Genomic DNA, 25,016 nt, shown 5'->3' with positions numbered 1-25,016 from the left:
GGCTGGTGTCCGCCGGCCTCGGCTGTCCGGGACGCCGTCAGAAGGTCGACGCGGCCGCCGTTGCCGCTTCCCGCCGACCGCCGTCGACGTCGGGATCCACGGAGAACCAGCACGAGATGATGCTGTAGCACATCGCCGGATCGGCTCCGTGTTGCTGTTCTTCCTCCGCTGTGAGCATCTGCAGTGCGTCGATGGTCAGTTCCATGGTGCTTCCTCCTGATGGTTGTTCCTCGAACCCCGGCTCTCGTGCTGTGCGGAGCCGGGAGCCAGTGCGCCCCCACGAGGCGCGGCCTTCGGGGGGCCCTTCGTGGCCCGCGGCCGGTCGGTATCGGCCATGAGCAACCGCGGCCCGCCGTACCGGAGACGGAGCAGAAACCCGATCACACCGGCGAGACCCACGCCGAAGCCGGCGCGGACGTGCGTGCCCGACTCGTCCGGTACGACCATCCGCCCGTCGCGCACGGTGTGCTTGGTGTACAGGCACCCGGCCAACTCCTCGGCCCAGCCCTGGTAGGGACCGCCGAACGCCTGCGCCATGTCGAGAAGGAACTCGCCGTCACCGGCCAGCCCGTGGCAGACCGAGGATCCCGCGGTCCACCGGGCCCGGTGGACCGCACCGGCCGCCTCCTCGGCCAGTTCCCGGGCCGCCGGGTCGCCGGTGGCAGTCCACAGCCGCACCAGGAATGTGCCGACCCCGGACGCGCCGCTGCAGAGATGGTGCAGCATCCCCTCGCCGTCCCTGCCCGTACGGTCGGTGCGCCAGCGCGCTCCCCAGGGGCCGCGCTCGGCCGCGTTGACCAGGGTCCGGCCTGCGGCGTGTGCCAGGTCGAGGTAGTCCCCCCGGCCCGTTGACGTGGCGGCGCTCACCAGGAACGAACCGATTCCGGCGGCTCCGTGCGCGAAGCCCAGATGCGTGACCCCCGCCAGTACGGAATCGAAGTCGGTCGGTATCCGCCAGAACACGCCGTCGTCGGCGTGCTCGGCGGCGGCGGCCAGGCCGTCGGCGCAGTCGATGGCCCGGTCGAGGAACTCCGGCCGCCCGGTCAGCTGCCAGAAGCGCAGCTGGGTCAGGCCGGTGCCGGCGGCGCCGTGGAACACGTCCGGGTTGGGCCAGCGCACCGGCAGTGCCAGCGCGAGCCGTACCGCCTGCTCGGCGAGTTCGTCATCGCCCAGATGCCGGGCGGCGTCGTGGAGTGTCCACGCGATTCCGGCCCCGCCGAAGTGGAGACCGGGCAGCACCGTGGGCACGTGTGCACGGCGTGCGTCGATCCAGGACGCCACATGAGCGACCGCCGTACGCAGGTCGTGGCGTCCCAGCAGCTCGTTCGCACGGGTGAACACACCAAGAACGCCTGCCGCACCGTGCTGGAGATTGCACGGGTCCGTGCCCGCACCGGACGGCGCCACGGGCCACAGGCGGTCGGCGCCGTGCTCCCCCATGGTGACGAGAAGATGAGCGAGGCCGTCGTCGATCAGCCGTTCCTGCAGCGCGCCCTCAAGCCCTGCCGACGAGGTGACGGCCGCCGCGGCCGGCAGGGGCGCCGGATCGGCGAGGAACTCTCTGAGCTGTCCCAGCGACCAGCGCCTCACGGGTTCCTGCGCGCACAGGCCGCGTATCGCCGGCGCCAGCAGCCGCGCGCAGCGGCTGCGCAGGCCGACCGGGCCGAGCACGCGGCTCAGCCGTTCGACAGGCGGCCGGGGGTCCGCCGGGACGGACGCGAAGGCGGGGTCGATGCCGGTCGCGAGGTAGAACAGCATCGCCCCGAGGGAGAACAGATCGGCGGTCTGCTCCGGCGCCGGACCGTACTTGGGCCCGGACGCGTACTCCGGTGCGCCGTAACCCGGTGTGTGGACACGATGACTCCACTGCCCGGCCCGTGCGACGCATTCCGGGTCGATCAGCCGCAGCCGGTCCCCGAGGGTCACCATGACGTTTGTCGGGCTGAGATCCCGGTACACCAGCCCCCGGCCGTGGACCTCACTCAGCAGAGCGGCCAGCCCCGCCGCCAGAGCGACGACCCGGTCCGTGTGCAGACCGAGGTCACCGGCGTCCAGCGCGCGGAACTCCGCCCGTACCCAGCGGTCCAGCGTGACACCAGGGATCTCTGTCTCCACCAGGAAGACGTGATCCTCCTGCTCGAACAGCTCCACCAGATCGGCGCTCAAGCCGTGGAGCGTGGCCAGCGCCGCCGCCTCATGGCGCAGCCCGTCCCGCGCGTCGAGTCCGGTGAATCCCGCACCGACATGGGCGCGCGCTTGTTTGACGACGACATTCCGCCTTGTCTCACGGTCGACCGCGCGGTACACACCGCCCCGTGCGGAGTGCCGGATCGCCGAACGGACCACGTACCTGTCGCGGAGGAGCACCTGAGGGGGCGGTGCGGGCGGCCCGCCCCCCGCCCCCGAATCCGCCTCCGTGGGAGGCAGCTTCGCCCACGGAGGCGGACAGAACCAGGGCTTGCGCTCGTCCTTGACGACGGTTCCGTCCGGCGCGCGGAGGCGCGCCTCCAGCACACCGTCGTTACTCCAGTGGGGCACCCCCCGGAACGCGCCGTAGCGATAGTGGACCACGCTCCCCCTGCGGTACGGCCGGTCCGACAGGATCACCGGACCGGGCAGCCCGGCCGTCGCCGCGTCCAGCGCCTTCGCCAGCTCCCAGAAGTGATCGTCGTCCGGATAGGCGGTGATGAACTTGCCGCACTGCGCGCGGTCGCTGCGGCTGGATGTCAGGGTCTCGACGTACTCCGTGCGGGCCGCGAACTTGAACGCGCACCCGCGACGTATCAGGACCTGCGCGGACCTGTGCAGCGTTGTGGGGGCGGACAGTGGGGTGGCCGAGATGTGCAGCTTCCATCCCTGGACGCGGGATGGACGGTCCGGCGGGCTCACCCGGCACCAGATGTCCTCCTCGGTCATCCCCCAGTCTCCGGCGCCGTGCGCGGACAGCACCGGCCGCACCAGCGACTGCAGGGCGAATGCCGAGGCCGGGCAGATGCGCCCGGCCCTCGAGCCGGTCGACCTCGCCGGTGCCACGGCCGAGCTGGCCGGGGTGTTCCGCTCCGCCTTCGAGGCGGCCGGGCTGACGCTGGAGGTGGACTGCCCGCCGCTGCCCAAGCCGGTGTCCCTGGACCGGGAGATGTGGGAGAAGATCATCCTCAACCTGCTCAGCAACGCCCTGAAGTTCACCTTCACCGGCGGCGCCCGGGTGCAGCTGGCCGCGGCCGGCGACCGGGTCCGGCTGACCGTGACCGACACCGGCATCGGCATCCCCGCAGACGAGCTGCCGCGCCTGTTCGAGCGATTCCACCGGGTCCGGGGCGCCCGCTCCCGCTCCCACGAGGGCAGCGGCCTCGGCCTGGTGCTGGTGAAGGACCTGGTGGAATCGCACGGCGGCACCGTCGGGGTGGACAGCCGGCTCGGCCAGGGCACCACCGTCACCATCGACCTCCCCTTCGCCGCCGCCCACCGGCCCCGCCCGGACCCGCCCGCGGCCGGCGCCGGATCCCTCGGGCAAACCCCCAGGAAAGGCGGAGGCGGCCGGCCCGGCCGCGCCGCGGCCTACGTGGACGAGGCGCTGGGCTGGCTGGCGACCGACCCCGTCCCCGCCGCGGCAGGCACCTCGCACGCCCCGGCGACCCACGATGCCCCCCACGGCCCCGGCCCGCACGAAAACGACCGCCCCCACCGGGCCCGCCTGCTGGTCGTCGACGACAACGCCGACATGCGCGCCTACCTCACCCAGCTCCTGCAGCCCGACTACGACCTGCTGCTCGCCGCCGATGGCCGGGCCGCCCTGGAGATGGCCCTGGCGCAGCCGGTGGAGCTGGTGCTCAGCGACGTGATGATGCCCCGCATGGACGGCTTCGAGCTGGTCCGCGCGCTGCGCGCCGACCCGCGCACCGCCCGCCTGCCCATCGTCTTGCTCACCGCCCGAGTCGGCGAGGAGGAATCCGTGCAGGGCCGGCACGCCGGCGCCGACGACTACCTGGCCAAACCCTTCTCCGCGCGCCAGCTGCTGGCGCGCGTCCGCACCGGGTTGGAACTGTCCCGGCTGCGCGAACAGGTCCTGACCGAGACCCGCAACCAGCTGGCCGTGCTGGCCTCCCTGGCTGACGCGGGCCTGCGGCTGTCCGCCACCCTCGACCCGGACCAGGTACTGCAGACTGCCGGCCAGATCCTGCTGCCCGACTTCGCCGACCAGATCAGCATCCACCTCTCCGCCGCGGCACCCGCCCCGGCGCAGGCGCCCCCGGCATACATCGCCGGCACCCCCCTTCTTGCCCGCGAGGCCCTGGCCACCGCCGCCGCCCACGCGATCAACGGCACCGCCCCAGCCCCAGCCGGCCCACACCCGGCGCCCGCCGCCGTTCTGGCCCTGCCGCTGCACCCCCACGACCAGACACTGGGGGCCCTGGTACTGGTCCGGCACACCGACTACTCCGCGGTCGAACACAAGTATCTGGAGAACTTCGCCCACCGCCTTGCCCTGGCCTACGACAACTCCACCCGGTACCGCAACGAGCGCCGCCTCGCCCTGACTCTGCAGCGCGCCCTGCTGCCCCACCGCCTGCCCCAGGTGCCCGGGGTGCGCCTGGCCACCCACTACCGTGCCAGCAACCGCGGCGCCGAGGTCGGCGGCGACTGGTACGACGTGCTCGCACTGCCCGACGGTGCCGTGGGGCTGGCCATCGGCGACGTCATGGGCCACGACGTGGAAGCCGCCACCGTGATGGGCCAACTCCGCTCCGCCCTGCACAGCCTGGCGATGGAGGGCGCCGGCCCGGCCCTGGTGCTTGCCAGGCTGGACACCTACCTGCAGTCCCTCGCCACCGAACGCTTCGCCACCTGCCTGTACGCGGTCTACAACCCACACCGCCACCGCCTGCGCTACGCCGCCAGCGGGCACCTGCCGCCCCTGCTGGTATCCGCCGACACCGGCTACCTGGAGCTGCCCCCGGCGCTGCCGCTGGGACTGGGCAGCACCCCAGTCGACCGTGAGGTGGCGTTCCCGCCCGGCACCAGCCTGCTGCTGTACACCGACGGCCTGGTGGAAAACCGGGCTCTGTCCCTGAACGACTGCCTGGCGGCCCTGCGCCAGACCTGCGGCGCGCTGCCCGCCGCCGCCCGCACCGACCCCCAGCAGATCATCGAACGGGCTCTGGAGCTGCTGAACACCCCCGACCGGGTCGACGACGACACCGCCCTGCTCGCCGCCACTGCCGAACCATTGCGTCGAACCGGTGACCCGCAGGCCGGCGGAAGTGCCGACCGCTACTGCCCGTAACAGGTGCGCGGGGGTTTGCCGCCCGGCGGTGGGCGTGAACGTCACCGGGCACCGGCGCCGGCCGCCTTGGCCTGAACGGCGGCGACGTAGCGGATCGTGAACACCATCGGGCAGACGAATCCGGCGACCTGGATGAGGGTGGCGGGAGTGGAGTGGGCGTACCCGGCGTGCGCGACGACAGCGAGCGCGATGGCGGTCACGGCGAAGGCGGCTGCCCACACGGCGGTGATGATCACGTTGGTACGGATGAACGGCGCCAGGCCCCAGATCTCGCGCGGCGTGCTGTGCTTGGCGATGCCCAGGGTGAATGGCTTGCCGATGGCCAGTGAGATCCCGGCGATGACCGCCAGTGTGGCCGACGAGAGGGCCGCCGAGTAGTCGTGCACGCCCGAATGCGGATCGGCGAAGGCCATCACGGCCAGGACCGCGAAGAACGCCGCCGAGCCCATCTCGATGATCAGGGAGTCGAGTCCGGCTCCGGCCCGAACCTGCGAGGCGATCAATGCCACCGCAAGGACCATGGCGGCCAGCGCCGCCCAATGCCACTGGCCGGAGGGCAGCACCGCGAAGACGATCCACGGGAGGAAGGTGCGCAGGTACGACATCGGTTGCTCTCCATTCGACATTCCACTTCTGACATGTCGAAACTAGAGCGTCTGGTAGTGACATGTCAATACTGGAATGTAGAGTGCGGGCATGAGCCTCCGACACGCACTGCTCGGACTCCTCTCCGAGCACCCCGCCAGCGGCTATGACCTCCTGAAACTGTTCGACACCTCACTGGCCGCCGTCTGGCCCGCGACGCAGAGCCAGATCTACACAGAGTTGAGCAAGCTCGCAGACGCCGGGCTGATCGTCGCGGCCACGGAAGGGCCGCGAGGCCGTAAGGAGTACGCCCTTACGGACCCGGGGCTGGCCGAGCTGCGGCGCTGGCTGACCGAGACCCAGCCGCAGAGGAACACCCGCAGCGACATCCTGCTGCGGGTGTTCTTCCTCGGCGTGCTGACTCCCGGGCAAGCGCGCGCCTATCTCATGGAACTGATCGAGATGTCCGCCCAGGGGGAGGAGGACCTGCGTCGACTGGCGGAATCCAGCGACTGGGGCGGCGACAACCTCGCGGTCTACGGCCGGATCGCTCTGGAATACGGCCTGCGATTCAACGCCATGCGCCGCGACTGGGCAGAGTGGGCAGCCGCCCAGATCACGTAAGGCGCTGGGGGAACCGCCCCGACTTGCGGCGGATCTTCGGCGGGGCGAAACTTGTTAGGTAAGGCTTACCTCCCTGAAGCTGCGAGGCCACTCCCAGCACAGCGCCCACCTGGAACAGCCGTGTCCGATGTGCAGATCGCCCTGCTCGGCGCCATCGCCGGGTTCACCATCTGTCTCGGCCTGCCCGTCGGCCGACTGCGCAGGCCTGTTCCCCGCCTGAGCGCCGGTCTCAACGCGGTTGCCGTCGGCATCCTGCTCTTCCTGCTCTGGGACGTCCTCGGCGCAGCCTGGGAGCCGACCGACGCCTCGCTGAGCGATCACCACTGGGCGACAGCGGCCACGGGCGGCGTGGTTCTCACCGCCGGCCTCGCCGTCGGACTGTGCGGCCTTGTGTACTACGACCGGTGGAGTTCCCGCCGTCGGGCTTCCGCTGCGGATTCGCCCGACGGGCCCGGGGCGGCAACCGCCACCGAACTGGCCCCCAGGGCCCGTTCACGGGCCGCCGGTCTCGCCTTCATGATCGCCACGGGCATCGGCCTGCACAACTTCGCGGAGGGCCTGGCGATCGGCAACTCCGCAGCACAGGGCGAAATCTCCCTCGCCGTCCTGCTGGTCATCGGGTTCGGGCTGCACAACGCGACCGAGGGCTTCGGAATCGTCGCCCCGCTGGCCGCAGAGGGCGAACGGCCCTCGTGGGGAACCCTCGCGCTGCTCGGCCTGATCGGCGGCGGTCCCACCTTCGTGGGCACCCTGGTCGGCCAGCAGGTCGTCAACGAAACCCTCAGCATCGCCTTCCTGGGCCTGGCTGCCGGGTCCATCCTCTACGTGATCATCGAGCTGCTCGCCGTTGTCCGCCGGGCCGCCATGAAGGAACTGACCACCTGGATGATCCTGTTGGGCCTGCTGCTCGGCTTCGCCACCGACGCCGTGGTCACCGCGGCCGGAGTGTGAACCCGCGAGCTCAGCTCTCCGGCTGCTCGATCAGCTGGGCGAGATAGAGCGGTTCACCCAGCTTTTCGACCAGGTCGAGCTGGGTGTCGAGGTAGTCGATATGGGCTTCCTCGTCGGCAAGGATCGACTCGAAGAGGTTGGCCGAGGTGATGTCGCCCTTGGCCCGCATCACCTCGACGCCGCGCTTGAGGCGGTCGATCGCTTCGACTTCGACCTCGCGGTCGGCCTGGAACATCTCGGTGACGCTCTGGCCCACCCGTACATGGAAGAGCCGCTGGTAGTTCGGCAGACCGTCCAGCAGGAGGATCCGGTCGGTCAGGACCTCCGCGTGATTCATCTCGTCGAACGACTCGTGCCGGGTGTGCGCCGCAAGTTTGGGCCAGCCGAAGTTCTCCTGCATCTTGGCGTGCAGGAAGTACTGATTGATTGCGGTCAGCTCCGCGGTCAGCTGCTCGTTGAGGAACTCCAGGACCTCGGGGTCGCCCTGCATGGCTCCTGCCTCCCTGCTCCTGGCCGGGCGGGCACGGAGAAGCGCCGCACCGGCGGCTGCTGCCTACGGACATCGTTTCACCAGACCGGTACGACTTCCAGGAAGGCCGTACTTACCTGGGTTCCCGAGATGTGACTGGCGCCCCGGAGGCCACCGAGGCCACCGGGGCGCCTCAAACACTGCACCGCCGTCTGTGAGGACTACGCAGAGCGCGTCTTCGCCGCTCTGCACGCCCCCGACGAGGAGCCGACCCCGTGACCCGCCACCGCCATAGCCTCGAAGCGGGCCATGTGGCCGCTCTACGCCGCCGGCTTCACCCCGCCCTCGGCGCCCACGGTATCGGCGCCAACCTCGGCGGGTTCAGCGAGGACGCCGTCACCTCGCTCCTCGTCGCCGGTATTGGCTCTCTCCACCCTCACCCACGGCTGTGCCGCCCTCGCCGTACTTCTCGCCATCGGCCCGCTCCTCGCCCTGAAGGCACCACGCGGCCCCCGTCGGGCGGCCCGGTAATCAAGGCCGCAGCGCCCGTTTGCCTCGTGCTCGGGGGAGTGCCCGCACTCCGTCCGGAGCCGGCAAGGCAAGCGCTGTCGACGCGGGTCGGCACCGTCTTAGCAGCCTGGATTACTGACACGCAAACGCCTGCACGCATCACTCCTTACCGGGGGTACCGGGTGTACCTATCACGAACTCACTTGTAGGAAAAGCCAGTTGATGCAAGTCCGGTTGTGGAGACCTTGTGCTCGAACGCAAGGTCCCCCTAACGTGCTCGGCGTTCGGAGAAGTCGAACACCGCGTGGCCGGACCGCCTAATCCTGCCCCCGGCGCGCGGCAGCACATCACCACACCGCCTGGCAGGAGCGGGGGACCCACTTGCGCCGTACGGGACAACACGTACCCGGGCGGCTTGGGGTGAAGCCGTGAGAACCACGGCCGGGCAACTCCAGCCCGAACCCGACAGCTCACCTCGTAGGCGTTCGGAGTACGGAGCCACCTTGACATCTGCAGTCGGACGACAACGCGTCCCACATCACCAGGCCGCCACCCGGCAGCTCGTCAGCCGCGCCTGTGCCGTCGGCCGAGGCGAAACATTCGGCTAGAGGTCCTGATCAAGCACGCCGTCGGCGAGTACACGCAGTACGGGCTGCTGTCCCGTATCGATGTGCCGTCCGGCGTCACCATCGCGCGGAGACCTGACACGTCGCCCTGGTCGACGCTTCGCCCAGGCGCAGCGCGATGCGACCTCAGCCGTGGACCCCGGTCACCCGTCATCCGTACGAGCGCGACAGCCGGTGCCCGTTCGGCGGGCCCGGAAATCGGCGGCTGTCGTTGCGGTCCGGAAGGACGTTGTCGGTGGCTGCGCGCAACCACCGCCCCAACACCCCTGCCCGATGAGGAAGTTCGGAGCCTGCCGCCCCACCGGCACGTATGAGGAGACATCATGAGACCGTTCGCACTGAACTATGCCCGTCCCGCCGTGCCTGCCCCGGACGTGGTCCCTTACGCCTATGACCCCACGCTCCAGTTGAACGTCCTGTCCGACGGGCGCCCGGCCGTCAACGACCACGACCTGCTGCTGGCGTGCGGTACCACCACGTCCACCGCCGGTTCCCAGACGCACTTCGACGACTGACGGTCCGCCAACCCGCACGCCGCTCCGTCTGTGAACCTGCCCGACAGCCTTCTGCACGGCGACGGCTACCGCGGATCATGTGCCGGAGCACGTCCGGGCTGCGAACCGGCGGATCAGGTCGGCGCGCGAGGTGATACCGACTGCACGTGGACGTCGGCCAAACGGCCCGCACGGTCGCGCTGTTCGTACATCTGGCGGCACTGGTCATCGGACTGGGCTCGGTGCTCACCATCGACTATTACGGGACGCTGTGCTGCTGGGCGGGCGGAGCCTGCGACCGGCACTGGAGTTCGCCGGTCCGCTGCATGTGCCCGAGTTCGAGGCTGTGCCATCGAGCGTGGCTCGTGTCAGCGCGACGGGGCGACCCCAGCACCGTGTCCGGCCGCCGGCTCGGCGAGGCGGCGGGCGGGCAAGGTGGCGGTGGGCATCGGGAGGCCGTCGCGCCCGGTGCCGCGGAGATGTCGCACATACTCCTTCCGCGGTACGAGAAGGGCGCCCAGGCCGCGGACGTGCGGGCTGTCCCGCTGCGCGTCGAGCAGCTCACCGCCGGCCTCGGCGAAGCGCGCCGCGAGGTCGGACACCGCGACCTTCGAGGCACCTGGACGATGGAAGAACATCGAGTCCATGCTGACGACCGATCCGACCTGGAGGCCGAAGACACCGCCGACCAGATCGTCGCCCTCCCACACCTCGACGCTGTGAGCATGCCCCAGCTCGTGGAGGCTGATCAGGCTCGCGATCAGCTCTTCGGTGAGCCACAGGGGGTCGCGGTCGGTGCTGCATTCGCGGACGACCTGCTCGAACCTCTGGTTCATGCTGGTCGACCACGGCAGCTTGTTGCGCAGCTGCCGGGCGAGGCTCCGGCTGAGGTGCGCGGCCGAGACGGGCAGCACCGGCCTGGGGTCGGGCGACCACCAGGAGACGGCGTAGGGATCGGCCGAGTCCTCCCCCACGAGCGGGATGCGGCCGTCCTCGACCTGGTCGGCGAAGACCACCTCGTTGAGGACGCGGGTGTACTCGTCGGATGCCGGGAACGGATAGACCCCTGCCCGGTACGCCTTCAGGAGGCTGGTGGGACTGAGGTCGGCGGAGAAGGCCACCGGACCGTCGGGCGCGGCTCCCAGCACGTCCAGCGTCTCCCAGCCCGGGCATCGGCTCACCACCGTGACGCTCCCTGCTCCTGGTTCTTCACCGGCCTCACATAGTCGGCTTGTTGGAGGTAGTCGATGTAGCCGTCCATCATCGCGTCCACCGGCGGAGTGTCGATCCCGGCGTCCGCCAGGGCCCGTTCCGCGTTGTCGCGGGTGAACTCCGTGAAAACGCCCTGGAAGTACATCTCGCTCACGGTCATGTCGGCGCGGGCACAGCGGTCGACGAAGAGCGGGACGAACGGGGTTATCGGGTCGGTGGGGTGCCCGGCCGCGTACTTCACCAGAGCGGCGATCCATTCGGCGTACGGGATCGCCTGGACCGGGTAGCCCCGCCGGCGCAGGCGCTCGGCGAGCGAATCCAGCAGCGTGGGACGGGGGTTGGTGAGGTGGTAGACCTCGCCACGAGCGGGATGGTGGGTGGAGATGTGCCCGATTGCGCGGGCGAGGTGGTCGGCCGGCAGGAAGTCCAGCGGCAGCCGGACGTCAGGGCACAGCCCGGTCCGCGCGATGAAGCCGAACAGGGCGGCCATCTCGCTGCTGGTGTTCATCACGCCGGTGGTGCTGCCGCCCGTGATGTCCATCAGGCGGTGGATGGCTACCGGCAGGCCCGCGTCGGACGCCTTCTTCAGCAGCGCCTCGCCGACCCACTTGCTCTCCACGTATCCCACCGACAGATACTCCGGGAAGCGCAGCGGCGTGTTCTCTGTCACCTCACGCACCCCGGCCGGCCCGAACCCGGCGAGCACCGCCATGCTGGAGGTGAAGTGGACGGGCACGGCCCTGTCGGCGGCGAGGCGGATGATCTCGTAGGTTCCCTCGACGTTGGCCGCGCGCAAGTCGTGGTACGGGTAGATGAAGTTGACCTGGCCGCCGAAGTGGTAGACGGCGTCGATGGTCGACCCCAGCTCCTCGAAGGCGCCGGGAGAAAGCCCCAGTCCGGGCTTGCCCAGGTCGCCGACGACCGGCTGCACGCGGTCGCTGAAAAGATCGCTGAGGACGTACCGCTTGTGGCTCTCGCGGAGCCGCTCCATTCCCTCCAGCTCGTCGGAGGCCCTGACCAGGCAGAGGACCCGACCCGTGGCCGTGCGCAGCAGCTCGTCGATCATGTACGCGCCGCAGAACCCCGTCGCGCCGGTGAGGAGGACGTCGCCGGGGTGCCGGGGGTGCGGAGCGGGCGCGTTGTGTCGCACTGCCGGAACGCGCCGATCGGTCTCGGCGGTGAAGTCGACGCTTCCGCCCTCCGGGTGGGCCAGTGTGCCGGCACGTGCCTGGCGCACGGACTCGGTGAACGCGCCGAGCATCGGCTGCCGCAGCAGTGAACGGGTCAGCTCGCGTATCTGTGAGACGCCTATGCCGAAGATGACGCGGGTCCGGGCGAGCATCTCCATGGCCAGCAGCGAGTTGCCGCCCAGTTCGAAGAAGTCGTCCTGCGGGCGGACGTAGTCCACACCCAGGAGCTGGCTCCACAACTGCGCCATCCCCTGCGGCACCGGACGGTCCTCGGTGTCGGCCGTCGTCGCCGCGGGCTTGGGTTCCGGCACGGCCTTGCGGTCGAGCTTTCCGCTGGGCGCGAGGGGCAGCTGTTCCACCGCGTGGAAGGCCGCCGGGATCATATAGCCCGGCAGGACCTCGCCGAGTTCCGACCGCAGCCGGGTGCGCAGCGCCGCCTCGCCGCCGTCCGGCGGTCCGGCGGGTGTGTAGTACGCGATGAGATGCCGGTCGCCGTTGTCGCGACTCCGGGCCACCACCATCGCCTGGCTCACCTCCGGGTGGGAGGCGAGCGCGGCCTCGATCTCGGCCGGGTCGACCCGGAAGCCGCGGATCTTCATCTGGTCGTCGACCCGTCCCAGTATTTCCAGGCTGCCGTCCGGGCGCCGTCGGCCCAGATCCCCGGTGCGATACATCCTGTCCCCCGGAGCGGAGCCGTGCGGGTCGGGCAGGAACTGCTGTGCGGTCAGAGCGGGTTGCTGCCAGATACCGCGCGCCAGCCCCGCGCCGCCGATGTAGATCTCGCCGCGCCGGCCCGGCTGCACCGGGTTCAGTTCGGCGTCGAGCACATGGATGTGATTCCCCTCCAGGGCCCTTCCGATCGGGGCGACGGCGGTGTCCGGCGCGGAGAGCACTTCCTCTTTGAGGTCGCAGAGCGTGGAGGTGATGGTGGTCTCGGTGAGTCCGTAGGCGTTGACGAGCCGCCCGCCCGGGATCCGGCGCAGAATGGCGAGGCAGTCCGTCGCGGTGACGATCTCGCCGCCGACGATGCCGAGCCTCAGCGACGAGAGGACGTCGCCGCGGTCCGCGAGGGAGACGAGCCGATGCCAGTAGGCGGGGGTCAGGTCGGCGACGGTGATGCCCTGCTCGGGGAGGCGGTGCAGCAGATCGGTGGGCGCCCAGGTGCCTGTTCCCGCGAGGACGAGGGTCGCGCCGCTGATCAGCGTGGCGAAAATCTGCTCCAGCGACGTGTCGAAACCGAGCGCCGCGGCGTGCAGCACCCGGTCGCCGGGCGTCAGTTCGTAGGCCCGGGCCACCACGGAGAGGGAGTGGGCCAGCGACCGGTGGGTGATCATCACACCCTTGGGGGGGCCGGTGGATCCGGAGGTGTAGATCACATAGGCGAGGTCGTCCGGCCGGGGGCCGCGGGCGGGACGCGGTTTCTCCTGCGGCGCCTGCGTGGCAGGTTCCCCTGCGTAGAGGATCCGCGCCTCGCATCCCGCGAACAACGGGGCGTGCTCGCGGCTCGAGATGATGACGCGTGAACTGGTCTCCCCGACGAGTGCGACGATCCGCTGCTGCGGAGTCGCCGGGTCGAGGGGGAGGAACGCGCCACCGGAGCTCAGCACCGCCAGCAAAGCGACGATCAGCTCCGGCACGCGGTCGAGGCACACGGTGACGACGGACTCCGCGTCGACGCCCGACTCCCGCAGGTCACGGGCGAGCCGGTCGGCCTGGTCGGTCAACTCGGCGTAGGTGAGCCGGCCCTCGTCCGAGAGCACCGCGGGAGCGGACGGCTCATGCCGCGCCCGCTCCCGGACCAGCTCGGGCACGATGCCCGGCCCGGATCCCGGGAGCCGCCGCTCGGCGCGGGCACTCGCCGGCCGCATGTCGGTCCACAGGCGTTCGACCTGGCTCCCGCACCACTCGGCGGACGCCGGTCCGCCGATCAGGCGCCACCCGGCCGGAATCCGGCGCTCAGCGGGCCAAATGGCGTACTGCTCCTCGTCGTTGCCCAGCACGACGCTCGGCGCAGCCGACTCTGCCGGTGAGTCCTCACGTTCTGTCACCTTGAGCCTCCTGCCTCGGGCGGTGCCCTGCGGAGCACGGCCCGCACGTCTCGCGGCAGAAGCCGCGGCCATCACCGCTTCCTGTCCGCGTGCACCTCAGGCACTTCGGCCAGACGGCCGAGCGGCGGCGCGAGGATGAGTTGCTCCGCCTCCTGGGCGCTGACCGGCTCGGCGAAGAGATACCCCTGGGCCAGCTCGCAGCCCATGGAGATCAGCGACTCCCGCTGCCTCACGTCCTCCACTCCCTCGGCGATCACCGTGAGACCGAGTGTGTCGGCGAGATGCGCGATGCCCTCGACCAGGGCGTACTGTTCGGGCGAGCGCCCGAGGTCGTCGACGAACGATTTGTCGATCTTGAGGATCGAGATGGGGAACTCACGCAGATAGCTCAGCGACGAGTAGCCCGTTCCGAAGTCGTCGATCGCGATACGGATCCCGAGATCGGTGAGCTCACTCATCTCACGCAGGATTCGTTCGTCGTTGTACATCAGCACACTCTCGGTCAGTTCCAGTACGAGAGACGACGGCTCGATGCCGGAGAGATCCAAGGCGCGCTGGACCACGTTGCAGAACTCCGCGTCCCGGAACTGGCGCGGCGACACGTTCACGCTGATGTACGGTTCCTTGCGGCCGGCGGCCCCGTCGCTTCGCACGGAGTCGTGCCACCGGACGGCTTCGGCCGTCGCCTGGTTGAGCACCCAGGCGCCGAGCGGGACGATCTGCCCGCTCTCCTCGGCCAGCGTGATGAACTGCTCCGGCAGCACCATGCCGCGCGTGGAGTGGGGCCAGCGAACGAGCGCCTCGAAGCCGGAGATCCGCCCGCTGGCCAGCTCCACGATGGGCTGGTAGAGCACCAGGAACGATGTCTCGATCGGCGAATTGTCCAGGCCCTCCTGCAATTTGGCACGCTCGGCCATGCCGCTCTGCAGATCCGGGTAGTAGCGGCGCCACTGGCGCTTGCCCGCCGTCTTCGCCGCGTACAGCGCGAGATCGGCGTGGGTCAGCAGTTCGACCGAGTCGATACTGTCCTCGGTCGTCGCCACGCCGATGCTGGCGTACGTGCTCACCGCCCCGACACTGAGCCGGAACGGCTCGGCGAATACGGTCATCACGTTTTCGGTGAACCGCTCCACGCCGTCCAGGGAGGCCGAGCCCTCCACCAGCAGTGCGAACTCGTCACCGCCTATGCGCGCGGCGGTGTCAGAGGCACGGACCGTGGTCTGCAGCCGGAGCGACAGCGCGACCAGGAGTTCGTCGCCCACGCCGTGGCCGTGTATGTCGTTGACGACCTTGAAGTCGTCCACGTCGACGAAGAGCACGCCGACCACCGTGCCGTCGCGCTGGGCCTGTGCCAGGGCGTGGCTGACCCGGTCCTGGAAGAGCACGCGGTTGGCCAGGCCGGTGAGCGCGTCGTGGAACGCCTGGTGGGTGAGTTCGCGTTCGAGCTTGAGCTGTTCGGTCACGTCCCGCAGGGTGAGCACCACCCCGCCGACGGTCGTCTCCTCGCGCAGGTCACTCCACCTCACCTCGACCTCGATGGTCGACGCGTCGGTGCGGACCATGTGCCAGTGCTCGCGCCTGGTCTGGTACTCGTGGCTCCGCATCCGGCCGAGCGTCTCGACCACCGTGCGGCTGTCCTTCGGCGGCACAAGATCGATGATGTGGGTGCCCTCGAGGTGCGGAACGCCGAGCACCTGGTCGGCGGACGGGCTGGCGTAACGGACCCGGTCGTCGTCGTCGAGAATCAGGATGACGTCGGAGGCGTTCTGTACCAGCGTGCGGAAGTACGCCTCGCTGTTGCGCTGGTTGACCTCCTCGGCGAGGGTGACCCGTGCGACGGCAAGGGCCGTCTGCGCGGCGAGAGTCGCCAGCGTTTCGCGGAGTACGAGCAGGTCCTGCTCGTCCCCGGCCACGGTCATCCCCCCGACCAGCGGATCACCCGAAGGGTGATCCTGCGAGGTGAGCGGGCAGACCAGCGCGTAGACCTGACGGCCCGGCACCTCGTCCGAGCTCGTGAGGTAGGCGGCAAGATCGGGCCCCACACCGTCGAGGGTCACCAGGTGGTTCTCGCCGGACGCGGTCAGTTCCCGTATGGCCGCGTTCACACGCGTGTACGCCGCCCCGCGGACACCCTGCGCCCCGTTCACCCAGAGCGTGTTGTCCGGGACGGTGAGCAGCGCGGAACGCGGCGGGCCGTGCGACACCAGCTCCTTCACAGTGGAGTGGACGGCAGTGGCCACATCCCGCAGATCGCCCGCTCCGCCCAGCGAGGACACCGCGTTGCGCAACACCTTCTCCCGGCCGAGCGCCTGTCGGTGGGTGGCCGCCACGCCCGCCAGGCGGTAGAGGACAAGGACGAACAGCACCGCGGAGAACACCCCGATGACGCCGACGTTGGAGCTCACGCCGCGTACCGCCTCGCTCAGGAGGATGGCCGGTGCGATCAGCGACGCCAGGGTGAGCAGGCTCAGCCGGCCTATGCCGGTCTCACCGCGCCAAACAGCCGGTTGGGTCATCGTCCGCATGGACGGGTGGAGCGCGGCCGCCGCCCAGGCGCCGTACAGGACGGCCCAGCCGAGTTCGACCGCGGTACCCGTGCGCCAGGTCCCGTGCAGTTGGATCAGGCCGTACATCACGTCTGCGACGAGCAGGCCGACGGTGCCCGCGGTGAGCAGCATCAGCGCGGGGCTCTTGCCGCCACGGCCGGCGAGCAGCCGCAGCAGCATCGCCAGGACGAGGATGTCGCCGAGCGGATAGGCCATGGAGAACGCCTTCTGCACCCAGGTGAGACCCGGGGCCTGGGCGTACGGGTTGATGAGGAAGAGCCACGACAGCAGTGCCAGGCCAACTGTCAGTGTCAGTGCGTCGACGAGGCTCGCGCGGTCGCGCCAACCCGTGCGCCAGTGGACAAAGCCCAGCAGCCCGGCCGCATAAAGCGGATATGCCGCGAGATAGAAGCCGTCGGCGATCGATGGAAACGGCATCTCCTCGTGCAGCAACTCGATGAGGATGATCTGGGTTGCCTGGCCCGCGGCGAAGGCGAAGTTTCCCGCGGCGAGCAACAGCCAGGGAAGTCGATGCGCCGGGCGGTTGAGAAAGACACCCAGGACAATACCGATAACGCCGATCGCTCCAATTCCTACGAAGATCAGCCGCTGTTCCGGAAATGTGTAGTAGAGCGCGGTCAGCAGGACGATGCATGCGCTGACGACGGCCATCGCGGACTGGCTTCGCAGTCGCTGGTTCACCCCAACTCACCTCCAGGGAGGGCCACTTGTCGGGCGGGCCAAGCAGGGCAAACGGCACCGGGCGTCAGCGGAGAGGCCCGTGGGATCGGGCTGGGGTGAGGGGAATTCTCCGGGGCCGGGAACCGGCCTGGTCGCCAGGGAACACGATCGCCGCTAATACGCAGTCACCGGTGTGGTCGTTCTCCGGTGTACGGGCTCCTTTTCGCCAAGACATCGACGTGTCCGTGTCTCCAGCTTACCCGGCTCGCCATTTCCCGCACGCGCACGGAGAGATACCGCGTCGCGTCGCGAGACACCGCGCCATACGTGAGAATGGTGGACGCGGAACCGAACCGGATCCGCCCAGCGACGATCGGCTCCTGACGGAGCGTGGAGTCCCATGCTCTCCGATTACCGCCGGATCTTCTCGCCCGCAGGCAGTGTGCTCTTCTCTGCCGCGGGCTTCATCGCACGCCTTCCGATGTCGATGATCGGCGTCGGCATCGTCACCATGCTGTCGCAGCTCGGCGACGAGTACTGGCTCGCCGGCTCGGTCTCCGCCACGCAGGCGCTCGCCGCCGCGGCGATCGGACCGCAGATCTCCCGGCTGGTCGACCGTCACGGCCAGCGCCGGGTCGTCGTCCCGGCGATGGCTGTGACGGTCGCCGCCATCGGTGCGCTGCTGCTGTGCGCCCGGTACGCCGCCCCGGCCTGGACGCTCTATGTCGCGGCGGCGGCAGCAGGCTGCATGCCCAGCATGGGCGCACTCGTCAGGTCCCGCTGGGCGGAGCTTCACCGGGAGTCACCGCGGCTGCTGCACACCGCGTACTCGCTGGAGTCGGTGCTCGACGAGGTGATCTATGTCGTCGGCCCGATCCTGGCGATCACTCTGTCGACCAGCGTCAGCGCCGAAGCCGGACCGCTGGCGACCGCGATCCTGCTCGCGGTCGGCGTCCTGCTGTTCGCCGCCCAGCGGCGTACGGAACCGCCGGTGCGCCACGAGTCGCAACGTCCCGGGGGAAGCGCCCTGCGCGTCCCGGGACTGGGACTGTTGGTACTGACGCTGACGTCGGTGGGCGTGACCTACGGTTCGGTGGAGGTCGCGACGGTGGCGTTCGCCGGCGCACACGACCACAAGGGGCTCTCCGGCGTGCTGCTGGGCGTGTACGCGCTCGGTTCGGGCCTGGCGGGCATGGCCTTCGGCGCGATCAGCCCGCGGGGGTCGATCACACGGCGGTTGCTGGTCAGCGTCTGCGCGATGGCGGTGACGATGGCACCGTTGCTGTTCGCGCCGAGTCTCGCGGCGCTGGCCGGGATGCTCTTTGTGGCGGGCGTGGCCATCGCACCGACCCTGATCACCGCGATGGGGCTGGTGAACCACCTGGCGCCGCCCGCTCAGCTCACCGAGAGCATCACCTGGCTTGTCTCGGGCCTATCCGTCGGGGTGGCGCTGGGCTACGCCGCGTCCGGGTGGGTGGTCGACGCGGCGGGCACGACGGCGGGCTACCGCGTGTCCTGTGCGGCGGCCGTGCTCGCCGCCGCGACGGTCTTCCTCGCGCTGCCACGGCTGACCCGCTCCGTCGCGCAGCGAAGCACGGCGGAGCACGGGCCCGGCATTTCTGGTGGTGACGGAGCGTTGTGATGCCCGGATCCGCCAACTGGGTGACCATCGGCCACCAGGGTGACCGGACCGATGCCCTTCGCGCCGTCAGGAGGGGGCACGGCGCCTGCCGGGACGGACCGATGCGACGGTTGACCTGGGGTCGTCAGTCCGTCGCGAGGGAGATCTCCGTCGCCTTGATCAGCGCGACGACCGAGGACCCCGCCGCCAGGCCCAGATCGGCCACCGCGTCCTTCGTGATCGCGGCCGTCAGCTCGCCGCCGACGACGCCGACCTTGACGCTTGCCATCGCGGCACCGGCGGTGATGCCGTTGACCGTGCCCGGGATCTGATTGCGGATGCTCAGGCCCTCGACCGCGGCCGTGGCCAGGGAGACCTCCGTGGACTTCACCAGGACACGTACGACCGAGCCCGGCGCGAGGCCCAGCGCCCGGACGGCCTCCAGAGTGATCGCGGCGGTGATCTCCTGGCCGCCCTGAAGGCGGACCCCGACGGTCGCCATGACCTCCCCGGGGGTGACGGAGACGACCGTGCCGGGGATCTGATTGCGCATGCTCAGGCTCATGGAAGCACCGTAGCCACGGGCGGGGGAGGCGGCCGGTCGGCGCGCTTGCGGCATGCTCCAGGCAATCTGGCACGGCGGCGCCTTCACCCGGCGGCGCTCGGGAGGCGCCGGACGCGCGTGGGCGCGCCCCTCATCGGGGCGCGCCCACAGTTCTGTGACCGTCGATCAGAAGGACGAGACCTTGAGGAGCTTCTCCTTGATGCCGTCGGGGTCCTGGGAGGGCCAGGTCCAGTCGACGCCGCCGGCGGCCTGCAGGGCCAACTTGACGGCCAGGGGGGATGCGCCTGGGTGGGTGGCCTTGTACAGTGCCGCGCCGCCCGCGACGTGGGGTGCCGCCATCGAGGTGCCGGACAGCGTCGAGTAGCCGCCGAATCTGTACGTGGAGCGGATACACACGCCTGGTGCGATCAGGTCGACATCGGCGCCGTAGTTGGAGAAGTCGGCAAAGGTGTCGTCCTGGTCGGTGCGGCAGGTGGGCCGGCCGGCGCCTCCGGGCTTGCCGTCGAAGTCTGCCAGGGCGCTGACGGTGATCACTTCGTCGTACGCGGCCGGGGTGGTGTTCTTCGCGTCGGCGTGGTCGTTGGCGGCCGCAACGGTGTAGGTGATGCCCTTGGCGACCGAATCACAGATGGCCCGGTGCATGGCATCGCCGTTGGTCCTGCCGCAGTTGCCGTCGTCGGTGCCCTCGCCGCCCAGACTCATGTTGGCGACTTCGATCTGGCCGGCGTGCTGGGTGACGTAGTCGATGCCGCAGATGACGTCCGCCGTGCTGCCGAAGCCGCTGGCGCTGAGCACCTGCACCGGCCAGATCCGGACACCCGGTGCCATACCGACGACTCCGGTGTTGTTGTCCAGGGCGCCGATGATTCCGGCGACATGGCTGCCGTGGCCGTGGTAGTCCTCAGGAGGCATCGGGGGCAGGAAGGGCAGCGCGGGGGCCGTGCAGTTCTTGCCTCCGGCCCTGTACACGTTCAGGTCCGGGTGGCTCAGATTCACTCCGGTGTCGATGACAGCCACATCGGCATTGACCCGGGTGTCCTTGCCGTCGATGGCGGCGGTTGGGCTCTTGTCCGCCTCCGCCCGGTCCACACCGGTCGGGACCGTCTGGGCGGCGACTCGTACCCACCGGTCGGGCTGCACCGAAACATGCGGGTCGGCGGCGAGCGCGGCTGCGGCGGCCGGGGTCATGGTTGCCGCATAGCCGTGGGCCGCGTAGCGATAGACGTGGCGCACCACCGCACCGAGGGTGGAAGCCTGCTGCACAGACGCGTCCACAGCCGCATCCATGTCGGCGGCGTCCTCGGTGGTGTCGGCGAGGGTCACGATGTACCGGCCGGGGATCTGGCCCGAGTGGCTGGAGGGGGCAGACTCCGTGGCCGCGGTAGAGGTCGGTGAAGCCGTCAGCAGGGCAAGAGCGAGGACGGCGACGCCGAAGAATTTATGCATCCCGGACCTTTCGTGAGCGCTGTGGGGGCGAGCCGAACCGGCACTTCCTGGTCATTTGCCCTGGAAATATTCGGTTCGCATCGCGCCCACAGCTAGCAGGTTTGCGAGCGATGCGGCGGCCCGACATACGGCGACCAGGGGATTCTCTGACCCTCTGTCAACCATGTAGCCCTGTAGGGCCCTCGGTGCGGCCTACGAACCGCGCGCCCATGGCGTCCCGCGCGCCGAGGCCCGACGGGACTTCCGTAGGACGAGTGTCAGGGTGACGGAAGCCGTGATTGTCGCGCTCTGAGAGTGATGACCCCCGGGCGGGGCGAGGAACCGGCCAACCCTGAACAAAAGTCGAGCGCTCCTTTTCTTTACCAGGCAGAAGTGGGAAATGGTCGCGGTTCCGGAACTCTTGTTCCATGCCTGCGGTTTGTGTAAGGGTGAGCTTCCTCGCGTCTGAACATGGTGATTCTTGTTCAGTCGTTCGAATTTCACTGCGGTACAGACCAAGTAGGGCGCACTCTTTCAAGCGACAGATATTTCTCCGGGCCGGCAACTCGGGCCGGGGAACCGGTAACCGTTCAACCCCCCACCGCAATGCCCTGGATGGAACACGTCATGCAAAATCCCCGTACTCCGGGTCCCGTCCCTCCCTCTCGTACCGGCCTCAGCTCCGGGGACTCCGACGAAGGTCTCGCGGCGACACTGCGGACCGGCGGGGGGAAGGACGAGATACGTCCCGTAGCGGTGCTGCTGGCGAGGCACTGGCAACCCGTCTTCGACTACACGTCGATCTGCTCTCCATCGGCCACAGCGGCGTCCATGCTCGCCACCGCCGCCTGCAACAAGGTGTTGGAGAATCTCCGGCAGGTGCGGACGACGGCCGCACTTCGTCCGCTGCTCTTGGTGACGGCCCGTCAAATCGGCAAGGCGTGGGCGGCCGACGAGCGGGTCACCGCACTGCCCGAACTCCAGAATCCGGACACCGGCCGTTCGGTTCCGGTCGACATGTTCACCATCCCGGAGAATCGGGCGCTCGTCGCACGGGCATTCCAGGCATTGCCCGGGCCCGCCCAATGCCTGCTCTGGCACGCCGAGGTCGAGGCTGAGGGCATATCCGTACCGGCTGGTTTGCTGGCCATTGATCCGCGGGGTGCGGCGGCCCAGCTGGAGCAGGCCCGGGAAATCTTCCGCGCGGCATGCCTGCGGTTGCACGTGGAGCTGGCCCCGGACAGCGAATGCCGTCACTTCAGCAGGCTGCTGGACGTATCCCTGCGGCGGGGCGGCACGCTGATCCCGGACATCAAGGCGCACTTGGCGAAATGTCAGCACTGCCGCTTCGGTGCGGAACAACTCGACCAGGTCGGCGACCGGCTCGCCCTGCTGATCGCCGAGGCCGTACTCGGCCGGGCCGCCCAGCCCTATCTCGACTCGCGGCCCGCCCGCAACAACGCCCGCTTCCAGGCGAAGGCCGCCAGGGCGGCGGGGGGATCCGGGGTCGCCGGAGTGCGCGCGGCGGTACGCGGCGCCGGACGGCACTCGCGGGGCGGACGCCCGCGCGCGCTGCCCCGCCTCCCGCTGACCCCGCGCGGGCGCGGCGCGGTCGTCACCGGGCTCGGGATCGTGACCGGCCTCCTCGTCGTGGCGGCGGTCGTCACCGAACTCTGGCCGGAAGACGGCAGCCACGCGGGGCCCGCGGTGCCGAGCGGCTCCGTCACGGCGATGCCCGCCCCCGGATCCCGTATGCCGTCCAGCCCACGCCCCCAGCCGTCCACCACCTCCGCCGCGCTGCCGACCGGCCCGCTCAACACCAGGCTGCGCAATGTCGGCGCGGATCTGTGCCTCGACATCAAGGACCAGAGGGTGGAGGCAGGTGCCGAGGCGACGTTGGCGGCGTGCTCGTCGGCGGTGACCCAGCAATGGGTGTACGAGACGGACGGGCTGCTGCGCAGCGCGGCGGCCCTCGATCTCTGCCTCGACTCCCATCAGCTGGACGGGGTCGCCGAACTCGGGGCCTGTACGCAGGCGTCGGCGGCCGATGCGGGGGACGTGCGGTACGACGTGACGATCCAGGGCGATGTGATCCCGCGCTGGAACGACGGACTGGCTCTCGTGCCCGCGTCGCCCGAGGCCGGGTCGGCGGTGGTCGTCAAGATGAGGGACGGGTCGCCGGGGCAGCGATGGGCCACTGACAACGTTGCCCCCGGGGTGCCGAGAGCGCGGTCGAGCGCGGACACGGGGCATCCCTCGACCAAGGAAGTCAACGTGCCGCCCGTGGGCAGCTCCGGCGGGCACCCCACCAGTACGGGCGGCGCGGCGGACCCGGCGCCGACGCAGCGGTACGGCGAGACCCGGTCGAGCGTGCGCCGCGTCAACGACGGCGGCGGTACGGGTCCGGCCGTCGCCCCGGGCGCTGAGCGGGAGCTCCGGGTGCGCCCGGCGGCGGTGACGAGCCTGCTGGAGTCGAGGTCCAAGAGTGCGACCGGCGCCCCGGAATCGCGGGTCCCCGCTGACGAGGAGGCTCATCGGGCGGCCGTGCCGGAGTCATAGCGGGCCCGGCCATGACCGAGCCCCGCCGGTGGCGCCATGACCGAGCACCCTGGCGGCCCGGCCGGCGGCTGCTTCGCCACCGGCGGCCCGGTCTCCGGCGACCGCACCAGCACCCGTTCACTGGACGTGCTGCGCCCCGGTGGACTGATCGTCGCGGTCCCCGGCGGCGTCTCGCCCGAACTCCTCCAGGAGGCCCAGTCCCGGGGGCTGCGCACCAGCCCCTTCCTGGTCGAGCCCGACGGCCCGGCCCTGACCCGCATTGCCGGACTCATCGACGCCGGCGAGGTGAGCGTGGAGGTCGAGGAGGTCTTCCCGCTGGAGCAGGCCGCCCAGGCCCACACCCGCGGCGCGAGCGACAGCACCCGCGGCAAGCTCGTACTGCGCGTCACCACCTGACCGCCGGTCCACCGTGTTCGCACGGGGGCAGCGCACGGCGCGCCGCCCCCTGCGAGCACGATCGCCCAGGCCGGCCCGATGACCGGTCAGAGTCCCGGCGGCAGCGGCAGCGCCACTTTGACCGCGTACACCGCCACCAGCCCGTACCCGATCCGGAACGTCCATGCACGGGCGGTGTCCGAGATCCGGGCGCCCGCGAACCCGCCGGCCGCCACCAGCAGTTGCTGCCAGCCGAACGAGGCGAGGAACACCGCGCCGACGAACACCGCCCCCGCCGCGCCGGTGCTCAGGCTCGCCCCCTGAGCGGTGGTCAGGGCGGCGAAGTACAGCGCCGTGGTGGGGTTGATCAGCGTGATCGCGGCGAACCGGGTGAACGTCCGCACGGCCCCCGCGTCCCTGGCCTCGTCTCCGCCCTCCGCGGCGGGGCGAGGGCGCCGCGAGGCGAGCAGTCCGCGCACCGCGATCACCGCCAGCACGGCTGCCGACACCAGCCGCACCCAGGACTCCACGCCGGACAGCGCGGCGGCGACGAGCGGGCCCAGTGCCGTCGCCACCGCGGCATAGGCGCAGTCGACGACGGCGACCGCGGCCGCTGCGGCCACGGCTCCGCGGCGGTCGCGCATGCCCTGCTGGATGAGCAGCACGCCCACCGCCCCCAGGGGCATCGCCACTCCCAGGCCCGCCGCCGCCCCCGCCATCGCCGTTGTCCACATGTTCATGGCGGCCACTGTCCGGCCGCGGCTGTCAACGGCGCGGCCGTATTCCGCCTGGTACTGCGACAATCGCGGTATGGACCGTCTCGACAGCGAAATCCTCGGTGTCCTGCGTGAGGATGCGCGGATCTCCTACCGCGATCTCGGAGTCCGCGTGGGCCTCAGCGCCAACGCAGCCGCCGAGCGCGTGCGCCGGATGCTCCGTGACGGTGTCATCCGCGGGTTCACCACGATCATCGACCCCACCGCCGACTCCCGCGCGGGCCTCGTCGTCTTCATCGACGTCACGCTCCGGCTCGACACGACGAACGAGGAGTTCGAGCGGGTCGTGCTGAAGCTGCCCGGCATCACCGAAGTCGTGCACGTGACCGGCGCGCACGACTATCTCGTACGCGCCAGAGCCGCCGACCCCGCCGAACTGGACGCACTGCTGCGCACCCTCAAGCGCGAGGCGGGCGTCGCCCAGTCGAGCACCCGGATCGCGCTGCGGGCCGCTACCGGGGGACCTGCCAGGTGA

General features: G+C 70.2%; 19 protein-coding genes and 1 riboswitch. Of the genes, 8 read left to right on the top strand and 11 right to left on the bottom strand.

Features of this window, described 5'->3' with window-relative positions; all coding sequences use genetic code 11:
- Positions 1-37: 37 nt before the first annotated feature.
- Both FBY35_RS36235 and lanL read right to left on the bottom strand, forming a co-directional pair.
- Positions 38-205, bottom strand: a complete 168-nt coding sequence (locus FBY35_RS36235; RefSeq protein ID WP_160159338.1) for an ALQxL family class IV lanthipeptide — start codon at positions 203-205, stop codon at positions 38-40.
- Complete coding sequence (gene lanL, locus FBY35_RS29055; RefSeq protein ID WP_142216927.1) at positions 196-2,916, bottom strand: class IV lanthionine synthetase LanL; 2,721 nt, start codon at positions 2,914-2,916, stop codon at positions 196-198. Before lanL ends, FBY35_RS36235 begins: the two co-directional genes overlap by 10 nt.
- Here lanL and FBY35_RS29050 point away from each other — a divergent pair.
- Positions 2,900-5,284, top strand: coding sequence for a SpoIIE family protein phosphatase (locus tag FBY35_RS29050; protein WP_222123164.1), 2,385 nt, complete (start codon positions 2,900-2,902; stop codon positions 5,282-5,284). The two genes, lanL and FBY35_RS29050, sit on opposite strands and share 17 nt — an antisense overlap.
- Before the next feature lie 41 nt (positions 5,285-5,325).
- On the opposite strand, the gene FBY35_RS29045 is transcribed toward FBY35_RS29050, so the two are convergent.
- Positions 5,326-5,889, bottom strand: coding sequence for a hypothetical protein (locus tag FBY35_RS29045; RefSeq protein ID WP_142216926.1), 564 nt, complete (start codon positions 5,887-5,889; stop codon positions 5,326-5,328).
- A 91-nt stretch (positions 5,890-5,980) separates the two neighbouring features.
- On the opposite strand from FBY35_RS29045, the gene FBY35_RS29040 reads away from it, so the two are divergent.
- Positions 5,981-6,493 (top strand): PadR family transcriptional regulator, encoded by a 513-nt coding sequence (locus FBY35_RS29040; protein WP_142216925.1) that lies wholly within the window; start codon positions 5,981-5,983, stop codon positions 6,491-6,493.
- Between the two features lie 120 nt (positions 6,494-6,613).
- Positions 6,614-7,444 (top strand): ZIP family metal transporter, encoded by an 831-nt coding sequence (locus FBY35_RS29035; RefSeq protein ID WP_142216924.1) that lies wholly within the window; start codon positions 6,614-6,616, stop codon positions 7,442-7,444.
- Between the two features lie 10 nt (positions 7,445-7,454).
- Here the strand turns inward: FBY35_RS29035 and bfr are convergent, their stop codons facing one another.
- Together bfr and FBY35_RS36230 are read right to left on the bottom strand one after the other, a co-directional pair.
- On the bottom strand, positions 7,455-7,934 hold the full coding sequence (gene bfr / locus FBY35_RS29030; RefSeq protein WP_142216923.1) for a bacterioferritin: 480 nt from the start codon (positions 7,932-7,934) through the stop codon (positions 7,455-7,457).
- A gap of 299 nt (positions 7,935-8,233) precedes the next feature.
- Complete coding sequence (locus FBY35_RS36230) at positions 8,234-8,389, bottom strand: hypothetical protein (protein ID WP_160159337.1); 156 nt, start codon at positions 8,387-8,389, stop codon at positions 8,234-8,236.
- A gap of 377 nt (positions 8,390-8,766) precedes the next feature.
- Positions 8,767-8,923: riboswitch (cyclic di-AMP (ydaO/yuaA leader) on the top strand.
- Between the two features lie 449 nt (positions 8,924-9,372).
- Between FBY35_RS36230 and tgmA the strand changes: the two genes are divergently transcribed.
- Positions 9,373-9,564 (top strand): putative ATP-grasp-modified RiPP, encoded by a 192-nt coding sequence (gene tgmA / locus FBY35_RS29020; protein ID WP_142216922.1) that lies wholly within the window; start codon positions 9,373-9,375, stop codon positions 9,562-9,564.
- Positions 9,565-9,911: 347 nt separating this feature from the next.
- On the opposite strand, the gene FBY35_RS29015 is transcribed toward tgmA, so the two are convergent.
- From FBY35_RS29015 to FBY35_RS29005, 3 genes are all read right to left on the bottom strand, one after another.
- Positions 9,912-10,724 (bottom strand): leucyl/phenylalanyl-tRNA--protein transferase, encoded by an 813-nt coding sequence (locus FBY35_RS29015; protein WP_260848848.1) that lies wholly within the window; start codon positions 10,722-10,724, stop codon positions 9,912-9,914.
- Positions 10,721-13,993 (bottom strand): amino acid adenylation domain-containing protein, encoded by a 3,273-nt coding sequence (locus FBY35_RS29010; protein ID WP_160159336.1) that lies wholly within the window; start codon positions 13,991-13,993, stop codon positions 10,721-10,723. Before FBY35_RS29010 ends, FBY35_RS29015 begins: the two co-directional genes overlap by 4 nt.
- A 71-nt stretch (positions 13,994-14,064) precedes the next feature.
- A complete protein-coding gene (locus FBY35_RS29005; protein ID WP_142216919.1) occupies positions 14,065-17,241 on the bottom strand; it encodes a bifunctional diguanylate cyclase/phosphodiesterase in 3,177 nt (1,058 codons plus the stop codon).
- Positions 17,242-17,620: 379 nt separating this feature from the next.
- On the opposite strand from FBY35_RS29005, the gene FBY35_RS29000 reads away from it, so the two are divergent.
- Entirely contained in the window at positions 17,621-18,862 is a 1,242-nt protein-coding gene (locus FBY35_RS29000; protein WP_142216918.1) for an MFS transporter, read from the top strand.
- 124 nt (positions 18,863-18,986) lie between these two features.
- Here the strand turns inward: FBY35_RS29000 and FBY35_RS28995 are convergent, their stop codons facing one another.
- A complete protein-coding gene (locus tag FBY35_RS28995; protein WP_142216917.1) occupies positions 18,987-19,406 on the bottom strand; it encodes a molybdopterin-binding protein in 420 nt (139 codons plus the stop codon).
- A gap of 165 nt (positions 19,407-19,571) precedes the next feature.
- On the bottom strand, positions 19,572-20,852 hold the full coding sequence (locus FBY35_RS28990) for a S8 family serine peptidase (RefSeq protein WP_142216916.1): 1,281 nt from the start codon (positions 20,850-20,852) through the stop codon (positions 19,572-19,574).
- Positions 20,853-21,458: 606 nt separating this feature from the next.
- Here FBY35_RS28990 and FBY35_RS28985 point away from each other — a divergent pair.
- Both FBY35_RS28985 and FBY35_RS28980 read left to right on the top strand, forming a co-directional pair.
- Positions 21,459-23,390: an RICIN domain-containing protein gene (locus tag FBY35_RS28985; protein ID WP_160159335.1), complete on the top strand. Its 1,932-nt coding sequence runs from the start codon at positions 21,459-21,461 to the stop codon at positions 23,388-23,390.
- Positions 23,391-23,426: 36 nt separating this feature from the next.
- Positions 23,427-23,786 (top strand): zinc-binding dehydrogenase, encoded by a 360-nt coding sequence (locus FBY35_RS28980; protein WP_142216914.1) that lies wholly within the window; start codon positions 23,427-23,429, stop codon positions 23,784-23,786.
- Between the two features lie 86 nt (positions 23,787-23,872).
- On the opposite strand, the gene FBY35_RS28975 is transcribed toward FBY35_RS28980, so the two are convergent.
- The gene (locus tag FBY35_RS28975) at positions 23,873-24,505 is read right to left on the bottom strand and encodes a LysE family transporter (RefSeq protein ID WP_142216913.1); all 633 of its coding nucleotides are present in this window, start codon (positions 24,503-24,505) and stop codon (positions 23,873-23,875) included.
- A gap of 70 nt (positions 24,506-24,575) precedes the next feature.
- Between FBY35_RS28975 and FBY35_RS28970 the strand changes: the two genes are divergently transcribed.
- Positions 24,576-25,016 (top strand): Lrp/AsnC family transcriptional regulator, encoded by a 441-nt coding sequence (locus tag FBY35_RS28970; protein ID WP_142216912.1) that lies wholly within the window; start codon positions 24,576-24,578, stop codon positions 25,014-25,016.

It is taken from the genome of Streptomyces sp. SLBN-118, from assembly GCF_006715635.1.
Taxonomy (GTDB): Bacteria; Actinomycetota; Actinomycetes; order Streptomycetales; family Streptomycetaceae; genus Streptomyces.
Note: the sequence above shows the minus strand (reverse complement) of the source record. Positions and strands in the feature narration are given on the sequence as shown.

Coding starts and splice junctions, on each gene's coding strand:
- tgmA (WP_142216922.1), top strand. CDS start 9,373: ATGAGACCGTTCGCACTGAACTATGCCCGTCCCGCCGTGCCTGCCCCG.
- FBY35_RS29050 (WP_222123164.1), top strand. CDS start 2,900: ATGTCCTCCTCGGTCATCCCCCAGTCTCCGGCGCCGTGCGCGGACAGC.
- FBY35_RS28990 (WP_142216916.1), bottom strand. CDS start 20,852: ATGCATAAATTCTTCGGCGTCGCCGTCCTCGCTCTTGCCCTGCTGACG.
- FBY35_RS28970 (WP_142216912.1), top strand. CDS start 24,576: ATGGACCGTCTCGACAGCGAAATCCTCGGTGTCCTGCGTGAGGATGCG.
- FBY35_RS36230 (WP_160159337.1), bottom strand. CDS start 8,389: ATGGCGAGAAGTACGGCGAGGGCGGCACAGCCGTGGGTGAGGGTGGAG.
- lanL (WP_142216927.1), bottom strand. CDS start 2,916: ATGACCGAGGAGGACATCTGGTGCCGGGTGAGCCCGCCGGACCGTCCA.
- FBY35_RS29040 (WP_142216925.1), top strand. CDS start 5,981: ATGAGCCTCCGACACGCACTGCTCGGACTCCTCTCCGAGCACCCCGCC.
- FBY35_RS36235 (WP_160159338.1), bottom strand. CDS start 205: ATGGAACTGACCATCGACGCACTGCAGATGCTCACAGCGGAGGAAGAA.
- bfr (WP_142216923.1), bottom strand. CDS start 7,934: ATGCAGGGCGACCCCGAGGTCCTGGAGTTCCTCAACGAGCAGCTGACC.
- FBY35_RS28995 (WP_142216917.1), bottom strand. CDS start 19,406: ATGAGCCTGAGCATGCGCAATCAGATCCCCGGCACGGTCGTCTCCGTC.
- FBY35_RS28985 (WP_160159335.1), top strand. CDS start 21,459: ATGCAAAATCCCCGTACTCCGGGTCCCGTCCCTCCCTCTCGTACCGGC.
- FBY35_RS28975 (WP_142216913.1), bottom strand. CDS start 24,505: ATGAACATGTGGACAACGGCGATGGCGGGGGCGGCGGCGGGCCTGGGA.
- FBY35_RS28980 (WP_142216914.1), top strand. CDS start 23,427: ATGACCGAGCACCCTGGCGGCCCGGCCGGCGGCTGCTTCGCCACCGGC.
- FBY35_RS29045 (WP_142216926.1), bottom strand. CDS start 5,889: ATGTCGTACCTGCGCACCTTCCTCCCGTGGATCGTCTTCGCGGTGCTG.
- FBY35_RS29000 (WP_142216918.1), top strand. CDS start 17,621: ATGCTCTCCGATTACCGCCGGATCTTCTCGCCCGCAGGCAGTGTGCTC.